Source organism: Kitasatospora sp. NPDC096147 (genome assembly GCF_044763225.1).
Classification (GTDB): domain Bacteria; phylum Actinomycetota; class Actinomycetes; order Streptomycetales; family Streptomycetaceae; genus Kitasatospora.
Map to the genome: position 1 here is coordinate 17,099 of NZ_JBIWFX010000010.1, position 12,257 is coordinate 29,355.

The following is a 12,257-nucleotide window of genomic DNA, read 5'->3' on the forward strand; positions in this document are numbered from 1 at the left end:
GGCCGGACCCCGTCGGCACTCCCGCCACCGACGAGTGGCCCGGCAGACCGGAGGCCCCGGCCGCGTTGCGGTCGGGGCCCCTGACGTCGCGTCAGTCCTCGTGCGGGGTGTGGAAGGTGTCGAGGCGGGCGATGCCGGGCTCGACGGTCTTCCACGGGGTGGTGAAGGAGAGGACCGCGATGGCGGCGGTGGGGAAGCCGCCGCGGGAGAGGCGGGTGAGGGCCTCGGGGTCGCCCTGGTCGCCGGCCAGGACCTGGGTGAGGCCGAGGACGCCGGGGTTGTGGCCGACCAGGATCAGGTCGTGGTGGTCGTCCGGGGTCTCCTGGAGGACCGCGATGATCTCGCCGGGGCTGGCCTCGTAGATCCGGTCCTCGTAGACCGTCCTGCGGGGACGCTTGGGGAGCTCGTGGGCAGCGAGCTTCCAGGTCTCCCGGGTGCGCAGGGCGGTGGAGCAGAGCACGTAGTCGGGGTTGATGCCGGAGTCGGTCAGCCAACGGCCGGCGTCCGGGGCCTGGTGGCGGCCCCGGTCGGCCAGCGGCCGCTCGTGGTCGTCCACGCCGTCCGGCCAGTCGGCCTTGGCGTGGCGGAGGACGATGATCCTTCGGAGGGTGTCGGCGCTCATACCCAGAGCTTTCCAGAAAACCCCCGGACGGGCGCGGCGCTCCCCGTGCCCACCACCCCTGGGGGTGGCGGGGTCAGCCCATGTCGTTGGCGTAGCTGGCGATGATCGAGATCACCACGACCAGGGCGGCGATCAGGCCGAGCAGCTGGAGCAGCTTCTTCTGGCCGTTCGGGGGGTTCGGTTCGAGGACGGGCATGGAAGGAGTGTCGCACTCCGAACGGCGCCGCCCGTCCCCGGGGTCAGCCCTCGTCCTCGACGTGCCGGGCCTTGCCGGCCCGGATGCCGAAGACCATCTGCGGGAGCAGCAGCAGGGCGAGGAAGCCGAGCGGCAGGTACCACTCGCCGGTGCTCTGGTAGATGGTGCCGACCAGGATCGGGCCCGGGATGGAGATCAGGTAGCCGAGGCTCTGGGCGAAGGCGGAGAGCTGGGTGACGCCGCCGGGGGTGCGGGCCCGCAGGCCGATCATGGTGAGGGCGAGCGGGAAGGCGCACATCGAGAGGCCGACCAGGGTGGCCCAGAGCCACGGGAGGGTGCCCGCCGCGAGGGCGAGGCCGGTGAAGCCGGCGATCCCGCACAGGGCCAGCACCACCACGAACAGGCCCTGCTCGCCGCGCCTGGCCGCCAGGTTGGGGAGGATGAAGGAGGCCGGCACGCTGATCGCCATCACCAGCGCGAGCAGCACGCCCGAGGCGCTCTCGGAGACCCCGGCGTCCCGGTAGATGGTGGGCAGCCAGGCCATGGTGGCGTACGCGCTGGTGGCCTGGAGGCCGAAGAAGGCGCCGAGCGCCCAGGCGGTGCGGCTGCGGGTGATCGGCAGCTTGGCGGCGGGGGCCGAGGCGGCGGTCTCGGCAGCGGCGGCGGGGCGGGTGTCGCGGCGCAGCAGCAGGGTGACCAGCCAGAGGCCCAGGCCGGCCACCGCGAGCAGGCCCCAGATGCCGAGACCGACCCGCCAGGTGGTGTCGAACGCCTTGGTCATCGGGACGGTGAGGGCGGCGGCAGCGGCCGTGCCGACCGAGAGCGCCATCGAGTACAGACCGATCATCGGGCCGACCCGGTCCGGGAAGTACCGCTTGATCACCACCGGGATCAGCACGTTGGCCACCGCGACGCCGGCCAGCGCGACCGCGCTGAGCAGCAGGAAGACCGCCGTGCCGCCGGCGAACGAACGGGACAGCACGCCGAGCGCGATGGCGCCGAGCCCGGCGGTGACCACCAGGACCGGGCCGAACCGGCGGGCCAGCGCGGGGGCGGCCAGGCCGAAGGCCGCGAAGCAGAGCGAGGGGACGGCGCCGAGCAGGCCGGCCACCGCGCCGCCCATGTGCAGGTCGGCCCGGACCTCCTTGAGCATCGGGCCGAGGCTGGTGACCACCGGGCGGAGGTTGAGCGCGGCCACCGCGACGGCGAGGGCCAGCAGCCAGCCGAGACGGCGGCCGGTGGCGCTGGTGGCGGCACCGGCGGTGCCGGTGGCGGCACTGGTGGCGGGGCGGGGGGCGGTGCCCGCGGCCGGGGTGGTGGGCCCGGCTGCGGTGGTCTTGGCGGTCGGCATGCGCCCCATCATAGAATGATGGGATGAATTTGGGCACCCCGGTATCCTGTCCGGGTCCGCCCATGAAACTGACAGGGAGTCCGATGGCGCTGTCGACCACCCGCCGCACGCCGCTCTCCGACCAGGTGATCGCCCAGCTCCGGGCCCAGATCACCTCCGGCGAGTGGCCGGTCGGATCACGCATCCCGACGGAGGCGGCCCTGGTGGAGCAGTTGGGGGTGGCCCGGAACACCGTCCGCGAGGCCGTCCGGGCGCTCGCCCACAACGGGCTGCTCGACATCCGGCAGGGCTCGGGCACCTACGTGCTCGCCACCAGCGAGCTGGCCGGGGTGATGCACCGTCGCTTCGCGGACGCCGACCAGGAGCAGGTGGCGGAGCTTCGGTCGGTGCTGGAGACCTCGGCGGCGGGGCTGGCGGCGGCCCGGCGGAGCGAACGCGACCTGGAGCTGATCGGCGCCGCGCTGGAGCGGCGGGAGACGGCGTGGCACTCCGGTGAGACGGAGGACTTCATCCAGGCCGACGCCGCGTTCCACCAGGCGGTGGTGGCCGCCGCCCACAACGACGTGCTCGCGGCGGTGTACGCCGACCTCGGCGAGGTGACGCGGGCTCACCTGCGGTACGACGTCGGGCCGGAGCTGATCGCCGAACGGTACGTCAGCCACGACGGGATCCTGGCGGCGGTGCGGGACCGCGACCCCGCGAAGGCCTCGGTCGAGGCCGGGCGGGCGATCGGGATGTGCGGCGACACCTGACGGCCGGGGCTTCACACGAGGGTGGCCACGCACGACCCAGAGGGGCGCGAGGAACTGCGCGCCGCGGAAGAAGCCGAGCTTCACTTCTCCCGCTCCGCGCAGTTCCTCGCGCCCCTGTTCCGGCTGACCTGGGTGCACAGGACTCGCGCCCACGCGGCGGAGCCGCATGTCGACAGAGCCTCGCGCCCCTGTTCCGGCCGACCCGAGTCGGTCCGCTGACCGAGCGTCAGGCGCCGATCGCGTGCAGGCCGCCGTCGACGTGGACGATCTCGCCGGTGGTCTTGGGGAACCAGTCGGAGAGCAGGGCGACGACGCCGCGGCCGGCCGGCTCCGGGTCGGAGAGGTCCCACTTGAGCGGGGAGCGGTGCTCCCAGGTGGCGGCGAGGTCGGAGAAGCCGGGGATGGACTTGGCGGCCATCGAGCCGATCGGACCGGCCGAGACCAGGTTGCAGCGGATGTTGCGCGGGCCGAGGTCCCGGGCGAGGTAGCGGCTGGTGGCCTCCAGGGCGGCCTTCGCCGGGCCCATCCAGTCGTACTGCGGCCACGCGTACTGCGCGTCGAAGGTCAGGCCGACCACCGCGCCGCCGTCCTGCATCAGCGGGAGCAGCGCCGTGGTGAGCGACTTGAGCGAGAACGCGGAGACGTGCATGGCGGTGGCCACGGACTCCCACGGGGTGTGCAGGAAGTTGCCGCCGAGGGCGTCCTGCGGGGCGAAGCCGATGGAGTGGACGACGCCGTCCAGGGTCGGCAGACCGGCCTCGCGGACCTTGTCGGCGATGCCGGCCAGCTCCTCCTCGCTGGAGACGTCGAGCGGCAGCACGGTGACCGGGTTCGGCAGCTTCTTGGCGATGCGCTCGGTGAGGCTGGGGCGGGGGAACGCGGTGAGGATGACCTCGGCGCCCTGCTCCTGGGCCAGCTTCGCGGTGTGGAAGGCGATGGAGGACTCCATCAGCACACCCGTGATCAGGATGCGCTTGCCCTCGAGGATTCCACTCATGTTCAGTGACCCATGCCCAATCCGCCGTCGACGGGAATGACGGCTCCGGTGATGTACGCGGCCTCGTCGGAGGAGAGGAAGCGCACGGTAGAGGCGATCTCGCCGGGGGTGGCGTAGCGGCCCAGCGGCACGCCCGCGACGATCTCCTTGCGGCGCTCCTCGCTGAGCACCGCGGTCATGTCGGTGTCGACGAAGCCGGGGGCGACCACGTTGACGGTGATGTTGCGGGAGCCCAGCTCGCGGGCGAGCGAGCGGGCGAAGCCGACCAGGCCGGCCTTGGAGGCGGCGTAGTTGGCCTGGCCCGGGGAGCCCAGCAGGCCCACGACCGAGGAGATGAGGACGACCCGGCCCTTGCGGGCGCGCAGCATCTTCGCCGACGCGCGCTTGACCACCCGGAAGGTGCCGGTGAGGTTGGTGTCCAGGACGGAGGTGAAGTCCTCCTCCGACATCCGCAGCAGCAGGGTGTCCTTGGTGATCCCGGCGTTGGCGACCAGGACCTCGACGGGGCCGTGGGCGGCCTCGACCTCGGTGAAGGCGGCGTCCACCTGCGCGGCGTCGTTGATGTCGCAGCGGACGGCGATGGCCTCGAACTTGGCCAGCTCCTCGGGCAGTTCGCCCGAGCGGCTGGTGATCGCGACCTTGTCACCCGCCTCGGCGAAGGCCAGGGCGATGGCAAGACCGATGCCCCGGTTACCTCCGGTGACGAGAACCGAGCGGCTCACGGACACACCTCTTCTCCTTGGTTGACCGCCGGCCCCGGACCGGCACGTGGAGTGCGGTGGGCCGCGGCGGTTCGCGGTGCGCGACGCGGTGCGCGCGTACGCAGTGTGACGCTATCGGTCGCTTCCGGCCAGCGACGAATCGAGCTCCCACAGGTCCACCCGGCCCGAACTGTCGCATTCCGACAATGCGCGACCGGACCCGGCCACCCGGTGCTGACGTACCGCTACCGAGCGGCCACCCGGCGCGCGGCGGACCCGCCGGTCCACCGGAGGAACGGGGCGGAACGGGAACAACCGGCCCGGTCGCCGCCGTTGCCCTCGTGGGCCGCCGTCGACTCGGCCCGCCGCCACGGACCGAGAGAGCGTATATCCGGATGAGCAAGGAACGATCGGGCGTCCGCAAGACCCTGCTGCTGGCCGCCCTGACCGCCGGGGCCGGCGCCGCCGCCTGGACCTTCCGCAAGGTCCCGGTGGCCTTCGGACGCCGGCCGGACCCGTCCGACCCGCGGGTGCGGAACTCCCCGCAGTACCGGGACGGCGTCTTCCACAACGCCCCGTCCGAGCTGGCCCGGGACTCCGTCGGCTCCCCCGACGCGGGCACCGTCCGGCGGATGCTGTTCGAGCGCGACGGACTGCCGACCGGGCCGGTGCCGCTGGCCCGCTTCGAGGGCGGTCCGCACGTGGAGGCGGCCGAGGGCGTGCAGCTGACCTGGTTCGGCCACGCCTCGGCGCTGGTGGAGATCGAGGGCAGCCGGGTGCTGCTGGACCCGATCTGGAGCGAGCGCTGCTCCCCCTCCCAGCACGTCGGCCCGAAGCGGCTGCACCCGGTGCCGGTCGAGCTGGAGGACCTGCCGGCGGTGGACGTGGTGCTGATCTCGCACGACCACTACGACCACCTGGACATGGAGACCGTCCAGCGGCTGACGCGGAGTCAGTCCGCGCCGTTCGCCGTGCCGCTCGGCATCGGCGGGCACCTGCGCAGCTGGGGCGTGCCGGAGCACCGGATCATCGAGCTGGACTGGGACGAGACCTGCACCCTCGGGGACCTGACCGTCGTCCTCACCTCGGCCCACCACTTCTCCGGCCGCGGCACCACCCGGAACACCACGCTCTGGGGCTCCTGGGTGATCGCCGGTCCGACCCGGAAGGTCTACTACACCGGGGACTCCGGCTACTTCGAGGGCTACGCCCGGATCGGCGAGCAGCACGGCCCGTTCGACGCGGCGCTGGTGCAGATCGGCGCGTACGACCCGGCCTGGGCCGACATCCACATGACCCCGGAGGACGCCGTCCGGGCGCACCGCGAGCTGCGGGCCGGGCTGCTGGTGCCGGTGCACTGGTGCACCTTCCGCCTCGGCCTGCACCCGTGGGCCGAGCCGGTGGAGCGGCTGCTGGTGGCGGCCAAGGAGCACGCGGTGCCGGTCGCGGTGCCGCGCCCCGGCCAGCGGGTGGACGTGGACAGCCCGCCGGAGCTGGACGGCTGGTGGGAGTCGGTGGCCTGACCCCCGGTCAGCCGGGCTCCGGTCAGTCGGCCTCGGTCACCTGACCTCCGGTCGGTCCGCCCCGGGTGGCGACAGCCCCGGGGCGGACAGGCCAGGATGGCGGGCATGAACGAGTTCGGGGGAACGTCCAGCACCACGCCCGGCACCCTGCTGGCCGGCCGCTACCGGCTGCGCGAGCGGCTCGGCCGGGGCGGCATGGGCACCGTGTGGCGGGCCGACGACGAGCGGATGCACCGTCAGGTCGCGGTCAAGGAGCCGACCCTGCCGCCCGGGGTGGGCGAGCGGGAGCGGACGGAGCTCTGCCGCCGGATGGAGCGGGAGGCACAGGCCGCCGCCGCGATCCGGCACCCCGGGGTGGTCCGGGTGCACGACATCGAGACGGTCGACGGCCTGCCGTGGCTGGTGATGGAGCTGATCGAGGGCGAGAGCCTGGAGAGCTGGCTGGCCCGGGGCACCGTGGACGTGCCCGAGGCCGCCGCGGCGGGCCGTCAGCTGGCCGCCGCCCTGGCCGCGGTGCACGCCGCCGGGGTGGTGCACCGGGACGTGAAGCCGGCCAACGTGATGCGCACCCCGGCCGGCGAGCTGGTCCTGACCGACTTCGGCATCGCCCAGGTCGAGGGCGGGGTGGACCTGACCAGGACCGGCCTGCTGGTCGGCTCGGTGCCCTACCTCTCCCCCGAGCGGGCGGCCGGCCGCCGCCCCGGCCCGGCAGCCGACCTGTGGGCACTCGGGCTGGTGCTGTACGAGGCCCTGGAGGGCGTGCACCCGTACCGGCGGCAGTCCGCCGAGGCCACCCTGGTGGCGATCGTCCAGGATCCGGTGCCCGAGCCGCGCCGGGCCGGGCCGCTGACGGGCGCGATCACCGCACTGCTGACCCGGGATCCGGAACGCCGGCCGAGCGCGGCCGAGGCGGAGCGCCTGTTCGCCCGTCCCGCCCCCGCGCCGACGACGACACCCCCGACCCCGACCGAGGTGGTCACCCCGACCCTCCCGCTGCGCGGCACCACGCCGAGGCGCCGCTGGTCCGACCGGCGGCTGCGCCGGTTCGCGATCGGCCTCGGCGTGCTCGCCGTCGCGGTCCCGGCCGGCCTCGGTGCCTGGCGGCTGGCGGACGGCCCGCCGGCCCCGCGGAGCGTCCCGGACGGCTACACCGCGCACAGCCACGAGCGGCTCGGCCTCGGCATCGCGGTACCGGCGGACTACAGCACCGCCCTCGGCCGCGAGGAGGCGAACTGGGCCTCCCCCGACAGCCGGGTGCAGATCGGGGTCAAGGACGAGGGGAAGGCCGCCAAGGGGGCCGAGCAGTACGCCCGGGAGCGGTTGGAGCTGCTGATGAAGGGTCAGGGCACCTTCTGCGGCGACGGTAAGCCCGTCCCGGAGTACTTCCACGTGGAGACGGTGCACGGCCCGCAGTCCGAGCTGCACGGCGACCTCGACGCCTCGGTGATCAAGTACCGCTACAGCACCCGGGCCGAGGACGAGTACCCGTGCATCGGCTACGAGCCGGTCAACGAGGCCACCGAGCAGTACCTGGTCCGGGACGGCCGGCTGCTCCACCTGACCTTCCGGTTCGTCCGCCCGAAGACCGACGACGCCACCGCCCGCACCGTCTACGACAACGTCAACCGCTCGATCGACCTCGGCTGACCCGTCGTTAAATCTGCTGGCCCCCAACCGCCTGGCAGTCCATGATGCGGTACGGGGTGCCCCGTGCCGGGGCACCGCCGACCCTCCGATCGTCCCCCGACCCAGGGAGCCCGATGCCCCCGACGCCCAGCGCCGGCCCCACCCCAGGCCGCGCCGTCGACCCGCTGTTCCTCGCCCTTCCGCTGCGCACCCTGGCGGACGCCGCGCTGAGCCGGGCCAAGCAGCTCGGCGTCTCGCACGCCGACTTCCGGCTGGAGCGGGTGCGCTCCGCCTCCTGGCGGCTGCGCGACGCCCGCCCGGCCGGCTCCTCCGACACGGTGCAGCTGGGCTTCGCCGTCCGGGTGCTGCTGGACGGTGCCTGGGGCTTCGCCGCCGGGGTGGACCTGACCCCGGAGGCGGCCGCCCGGGTGGCCGAGCAGGCCGTCGCGGTGGCGAAGCTGTCCGGCGGGATCAGCCGGGCGGCCGGCGGCACCGACCTGGTCGAGCTGGCCGAGGAGCCGGTGCACGCGGACGTCACCTGGATCTCCTCGTACGAGGTGAACCCCTTCGAGGTGCCGGACGCCGAGAAGACCGCGCTGCTGGCCGAGTGGAGCAGCCGGCTGCTGGCCGCCGACGGCGTCTCGCACGTCTCGGCGAGCCTGCTGACGGTGCAGGAGAACAAGTTCTACGCCGACACCGCGGGCACCGTCACCACCCAGCAGCGCATCCGCCTGCACCCCACGGTGGAGGCCACCTCGGTCGACGAGCGCACCGGCGCCTTCGACTCGATGCGCTCGATCGCGCCGCCGGTCGGCCGGGGCTGGGAGTACCTGCTCGGCACCGGCTGGGACTGGAACGCCGAACTGGCCGACCTGCCGAGCCTGCTGGCCGAGAAGATGAAGGCCCCGAGCGTCACGGCCGGCCACCTCGACCTGGTGATCGACCCGTCCAACCTCTGGCTGACCATCCACGAGTCGATCGGCCACGCCACTGAGCTGGACCGCGCGCTGGGCTACGAGGCCGCGTACGCGGGCACCTCCTTCGCCACCTTCGACAAGCTGGGTTCGCTGAAGTACGGCTCCGAGCTGATGCACGTCACCGGTGACCGGACGGCCGAGCACGGCCTGTCCACCATCGGCTACGACGACGAGGGCGTGCAGACCCAGTCCTGGGACCTGGTCAAGGACGGCGTCCTGACGGGGTACCAGCTGGACCGGGCGATGGCGAGGCTGAAGGGCCTGGGCCGCTCCAACGGCTGCGCCTTCGCCGACTCCCCCGGCCACGTGCCGGTGCAGCGGATGGCGAACGTCTCGCTCCAGCCGGTGGCCGGCGGGCCGAGCACCGAGGGTCTGATCTCCCAGGTGGAGAACGGCCTCTACATCGTCGGCGACCGCTCCTGGTCGATCGACATGCAGCGGTACAACTTCCAGTTCACCGGCCAGCGCGCCTACGCCATCCGCAACGGTGAACTCGCGGGCCAGGTCAAGGACTTCGCCTACCAGGCCACCACCACCGACTTCTGGGGCTCGATGAGCGCCGTCGGCGGCCCCGAGACCTACGTGCTCGGCGGTGCCTTCAACTGCGGCAAGGCCCAGCCGGGCCAGGTCGCGGCGGTCAGCCACGGCTGCCCGTCCGCGCTGTTCCGCGGTGTCAACGTGCTCAACACCCAGCAGGAGGCGGGTCACTGATGCCCATCGTCCACCCGCACGAACTGGTCGAGCGCGCGCTCGAACTCTCGCAGGCCGACGGCTGCGTGGTCATCGCCGACGAGGAGACCACCGCCAACCTGCGCTGGGCCGGCAACGCCCTGACCACCAACGGGGTCACCAAGGGCCGCCGGCTCACCGTGATCGCCACCGTGGCCGGTGCCGAGGGCACCGCCTCCGGCGTGGTGGCCGCCGAGGCCGTCACCCTGGACGAGGTCGAGGCGCTGGTCCGGGCCGCCGAGTCGGCCGCCCGCGAGGCCGGCCCGGCCGAGGACGCCCAGCCGCTGCTGCCGGCCCGGGAGCCGTCGGCCGACTTCACGGCGGCTCCGGCCGAGACCTCGATCGAGGTCTTCGCCGCCTTCGCCCCGGCGCTCGGCGAGGCCTTCGCCCGGGCCCGCCGGGAGGGCCAGCTGCTCTACGGCTTCGCCCGGCACGAGGTGGTCTCCAGCTACCTGGGCACCTCCACCGGCCTGCGGCTGCGCCACGACCAGCCGACCGGCACGGTCGAGCTGAACGCCAAGACCGAGGACCTGTCGGCCTCCTCCTGGGTCGGCGCCGCCACCCGGGACTTCACCGACGTGGACGTCGCCGCCCTGCACGCCGAGGCCACCAAGCGCCTCGGCTGGGGCCGCAAGAGGATCGACCTGCCGGCCGGCCGGTACGAGACCCTGCTGCCGCCGACCGCCGTGGCCGACCTGATGGTCTACCTGAGCTGGTCGTCCGGCGGCCGGGACGCGGCCGAGGGCCGGACGGTCTTCTCCAAGGCCGGCGGGGGCACCCGGATCGGCGAGCGGCTCAGCGAGCTGCCGCTGACCCTGCGTTCGGACCCGGCGCAGCCCGGCCTGGAGGCGGCGCCGTTCGTGCTGGCGCACTCCTCCGGCGGGGACAGCTCGGTGTTCGACAACGGGCAGCCGCTGACCGCCACCGCCTGGATCGAGGACGGGAAGCTGGCCAACCTGCTGACCACCCGTCACACCGCCGGCCTGACCGGCCTGCCGCTCACCCCGGCGATCGACAACCTGGTGCTGGAGACGGCCGACCAGGACGCCGCCCCGACCCTGGACGAGATGATCGCCCGGACCGAGCGCGGCCTCCTGCTGACCTGCCTCTGGTACATCCGCGAGGTCGACCCGGCCACCCTGCTGCTCACCGGGCTCACCCGGGACGGCGTCTACCTGGTGGAGAACGGCGAGGTCGTCGGCGCGGTGAACAACTTCCGCTTCAACGAGTCCCCCGTGGACCTGCTGGGCCGCATCACCGAGGCGGGGAAGACCGAGCCCTGCCTGCCCCGCGAGTGGGGCGACTGGTTCACCCGGGCGGCCATGCCGCCGGTCCGGGTGGCGGACTTCAACATGAGCTCGGTCAGCCAGGCGAGCTGAGGAGTTGCCGTAACGATGGACGAGAAGCGCAGCGTCAGGATCTCCAAGACCCTCTCCCGGGTCCTGCGGCACGATCCGGCCTCGATCGGGATCACCCTGGACGAGGCCGGCTGGGTGCCGGTGCAGACGCTGCTCACCGCCCTGGGCCGCAAGGGCACCCGGATCACCCGGGACGAGCTGGACCACGTGGTGGCGGTCAACAACAAGAAGCGCTTCGCCTACTCGGAGGACGGCTCGGCGATCCGGGCCAGCCAGGGCCACTCGGTGGCGGTCGACCTCGGTCTGGCCGCCGCCGTGCCCCCGGCGGTGCTGTACCACGGCACCACCGGGGCCCACCTGGACGCGATCTTCCGCGAGGGCCTGCGCCCGATGAGCCGTCAGGACGTGCACCTGTCGGCCGACACCGAGACGGCCGTGCGGGTCGGGTCCCGGCACGGCCGTCCGGTGGTGCTCACGGTCGACGCGGCGGCGCTGCACGCGGCCGGACACGAGTTCCGAATCTCCGCGAACGGCGTCTGGCTCACCGACGCCGTCCCGCCCGGCCACCTCGGGCGGCTGGCCCGCTGAGGCCGCTGCGCGGTGGCGCCGGTCAACTCCTCTTCCGGGAGCTCCAGACCGGCGCCACCACCACGATCAGCAGCACGGCCGCGCCGAGCTGGAAGGCGTGCCGCCACCAGTCGAAGCCCCGGGTGTCGGCCACCCCGAACAGGTGGGCGATCAGGTTCCCGATGATCGCACCCACCATGCCGAGCACCATGGTCAGCCAGAGCGGGATGTCCTGCTTCCCCGGGATCAGCAACCGGGCGATGCCGCCCAGGATCAGACCCTCGATCAGTGCCGAGATGATCGCCCACATAGTCAGCTCCCGGAGGCCGCAGGCCGCCGACCCTCGGCGGTGCTCCTCCCGTGGATCACAGTTTTTGCCCCTCCCGGCCCACCCGCACCCCGGGTGGGCCAATCCCGTGCCCCACCCTCCTGGGCGGGCGTGAGCGGGCGTACCGTGAATACCGCCGCACCGGGCCGGAGTGCGGCGGCCGACGAGGGTGGTTAGTGGCATGAGCAAGCGGGACGAGGTCTTCCGGATCACCGGGGCTCGGAGCAGCCTGAGCGAGGACGTCCGGGGCCGGCAGCGGCGGTACGTGATCTCGATGCTGGCGCGCACGCTCTGCGTGCTGCTGGCGGTGGTGATGTGGGACGTGGAACGCTTCGTCGCCTACGGCGCACTGGCCGGCGCGGTGCTGCTGCCGTACTTCGCGGTGCTGATCGCGAACGCGGGGCGGGAGAAGGCCCCCGGCCTGCCGAGCACCTTCGCGGTGCCGGCCGACACCCCCCTGATGCTGGGCCCGGGCGGCTCCGGCGGCGGCGGTGACCAGAAGAAGGCCTGAGGTTTCCTGCCCGGTTTGA

Annotated in this window: 13 protein-coding genes; 7 read left to right on the plus strand and 6 right to left on the minus strand. The window is 73.3% G+C overall.

All coding sequences use genetic code 11. The annotated features are described in order from the left end of the window. Window positions 1–91 precede the first annotated feature (91 nt). From ACIRBX_RS27190 to ACIRBX_RS27200, 3 genes are all read right to left on the minus strand, one after another. A complete protein-coding gene (locus ACIRBX_RS27190; protein ID WP_402300403.1) occupies window positions 92–622 on the minus strand; it encodes a SixA phosphatase family protein in 531 nt (176 codons plus the stop codon). Between the two features lie 73 nt (window positions 623–695). Then, window positions 696–818, minus strand: coding sequence for an SGM_5486 family transporter-associated protein (locus ACIRBX_RS27195; protein WP_402300405.1), 123 nt, complete (start codon window positions 816–818; stop codon window positions 696–698). 43 nt (window positions 819–861) lie between these two features. Beyond that, the gene (locus ACIRBX_RS27200; protein WP_402300408.1) at window positions 862–2,169 is read right to left on the minus strand and encodes an MFS transporter; all 1,308 of its coding nucleotides are present in this window, start codon (window positions 2,167–2,169) and stop codon (window positions 862–864) included. An 83-nt stretch (window positions 2,170–2,252) separates the two neighbouring features. Between ACIRBX_RS27200 and ACIRBX_RS27205 the strand changes: the two genes are divergently transcribed. After that, window positions 2,253–2,921: a FadR/GntR family transcriptional regulator gene (locus tag ACIRBX_RS27205; protein ID WP_402300410.1), complete on the plus strand. Its 669-nt coding sequence runs from the start codon at window positions 2,253–2,255 to the stop codon at window positions 2,919–2,921. Window positions 2,922–3,147: 226 nt separating this feature from the next. Here the strand turns inward: ACIRBX_RS27205 and fabI are convergent, their stop codons facing one another. Then, window positions 3,148–3,918, minus strand: a complete 771-nt coding sequence (gene fabI / locus ACIRBX_RS27210) for an enoyl-ACP reductase FabI (protein WP_402300412.1) — start codon at window positions 3,916–3,918, stop codon at window positions 3,148–3,150. 2 nt (window positions 3,919–3,920) lie between these two features. After that, window positions 3,921–4,640 (minus strand): 3-oxoacyl-[acyl-carrier-protein] reductase, encoded by a 720-nt coding sequence (fabG, locus tag ACIRBX_RS27215; RefSeq protein WP_345290744.1) that lies wholly within the window; start codon window positions 4,638–4,640, stop codon window positions 3,921–3,923. 374 nt (window positions 4,641–5,014) lie between these two features. Between fabG and ACIRBX_RS27220 the strand changes: the two genes are divergently transcribed. From ACIRBX_RS27220 to ACIRBX_RS27240, 5 genes are all read left to right on the plus strand, one after another. After that, window positions 5,015–6,142 carry an MBL fold metallo-hydrolase gene (locus ACIRBX_RS27220; RefSeq protein WP_402300413.1) on the plus strand — a complete coding sequence of 376 codons (1,128 nt, stop codon included), beginning with the start codon at window positions 5,015–5,017 and terminating at the stop codon, window positions 6,140–6,142. 105 nt (window positions 6,143–6,247) lie between these two features. Then, entirely contained in the window at window positions 6,248–7,789 is a 1,542-nt protein-coding gene (locus ACIRBX_RS27225) for a serine/threonine-protein kinase (RefSeq protein ID WP_402300415.1), read from the plus strand. Window positions 7,790–7,902: 113 nt separating this feature from the next. After that, entirely contained in the window at window positions 7,903–9,456 is a 1,554-nt protein-coding gene (locus ACIRBX_RS27230) for a TldD/PmbA family protein (RefSeq protein ID WP_402300417.1), read from the plus strand. After that, window positions 9,456–10,853 (plus strand): metallopeptidase TldD-related protein, encoded by a 1,398-nt coding sequence (locus ACIRBX_RS27235; protein WP_402300420.1) that lies wholly within the window; start codon window positions 9,456–9,458, stop codon window positions 10,851–10,853. Before ACIRBX_RS27230 ends, ACIRBX_RS27235 begins: the two co-directional genes overlap by 1 nt. Before the next feature lie 15 nt (window positions 10,854–10,868). Next, the gene (locus tag ACIRBX_RS27240; protein ID WP_402300422.1) at window positions 10,869–11,420 is read left to right on the plus strand and encodes an RNA 2'-phosphotransferase; all 552 of its coding nucleotides are present in this window, start codon (window positions 10,869–10,871) and stop codon (window positions 11,418–11,420) included. Window positions 11,421–11,442: 22 nt separating this feature from the next. Here the strand turns inward: ACIRBX_RS27240 and ACIRBX_RS27245 are convergent, their stop codons facing one another. Continuing rightward, complete coding sequence (locus tag ACIRBX_RS27245) at window positions 11,443–11,709, minus strand: GlsB/YeaQ/YmgE family stress response membrane protein (RefSeq protein ID WP_402300423.1); 267 nt, start codon at window positions 11,707–11,709, stop codon at window positions 11,443–11,445. 199 nt (window positions 11,710–11,908) lie between these two features. Here ACIRBX_RS27245 and ACIRBX_RS27250 point away from each other — a divergent pair, with 199 nt between their 5' ends. Beyond that, window positions 11,909–12,238 (plus strand): DUF3099 domain-containing protein, encoded by a 330-nt coding sequence (locus ACIRBX_RS27250; RefSeq protein ID WP_402300425.1) that lies wholly within the window; start codon window positions 11,909–11,911, stop codon window positions 12,236–12,238. Window positions 12,239–12,257: the final 19 nt, after the last annotated feature.

Coding starts and splice junctions, on each gene's coding strand:
- ACIRBX_RS27190 (WP_402300403.1), bottom strand. CDS start 622: ATGAGCGCCGACACCCTCCGAAGGATCATCGTCCTCCGCCACGCCAAG.
- ACIRBX_RS27245 (WP_402300423.1), bottom strand. CDS start 11,709: ATGTGGGCGATCATCTCGGCACTGATCGAGGGTCTGATCCTGGGCGGC.
- ACIRBX_RS27240 (WP_402300422.1), top strand. CDS start 10,869: ATGGACGAGAAGCGCAGCGTCAGGATCTCCAAGACCCTCTCCCGGGTC.
- ACIRBX_RS27220 (WP_402300413.1), top strand. CDS start 5,015: ATGAGCAAGGAACGATCGGGCGTCCGCAAGACCCTGCTGCTGGCCGCC.
- ACIRBX_RS27195 (WP_402300405.1), bottom strand. CDS start 818: ATGCCCGTCCTCGAACCGAACCCCCCGAACGGCCAGAAGAAGCTGCTC.
- ACIRBX_RS27230 (WP_402300417.1), top strand. CDS start 7,903: ATGCCCCCGACGCCCAGCGCCGGCCCCACCCCAGGCCGCGCCGTCGAC.
- ACIRBX_RS27250 (WP_402300425.1), top strand. CDS start 11,909: ATGAGCAAGCGGGACGAGGTCTTCCGGATCACCGGGGCTCGGAGCAGC.
- ACIRBX_RS27205 (WP_402300410.1), top strand. CDS start 2,253: ATGGCGCTGTCGACCACCCGCCGCACGCCGCTCTCCGACCAGGTGATC.
- ACIRBX_RS27225 (WP_402300415.1), top strand. CDS start 6,248: ATGAACGAGTTCGGGGGAACGTCCAGCACCACGCCCGGCACCCTGCTG.
- ACIRBX_RS27200 (WP_402300408.1), bottom strand. CDS start 2,169: ATGCCGACCGCCAAGACCACCGCAGCCGGGCCCACCACCCCGGCCGCG.
- ACIRBX_RS27235 (WP_402300420.1), top strand. CDS start 9,456: ATGCCCATCGTCCACCCGCACGAACTGGTCGAGCGCGCGCTCGAACTC.
- fabI (WP_402300412.1), bottom strand. CDS start 3,918: ATGAGTGGAATCCTCGAGGGCAAGCGCATCCTGATCACGGGTGTGCTG.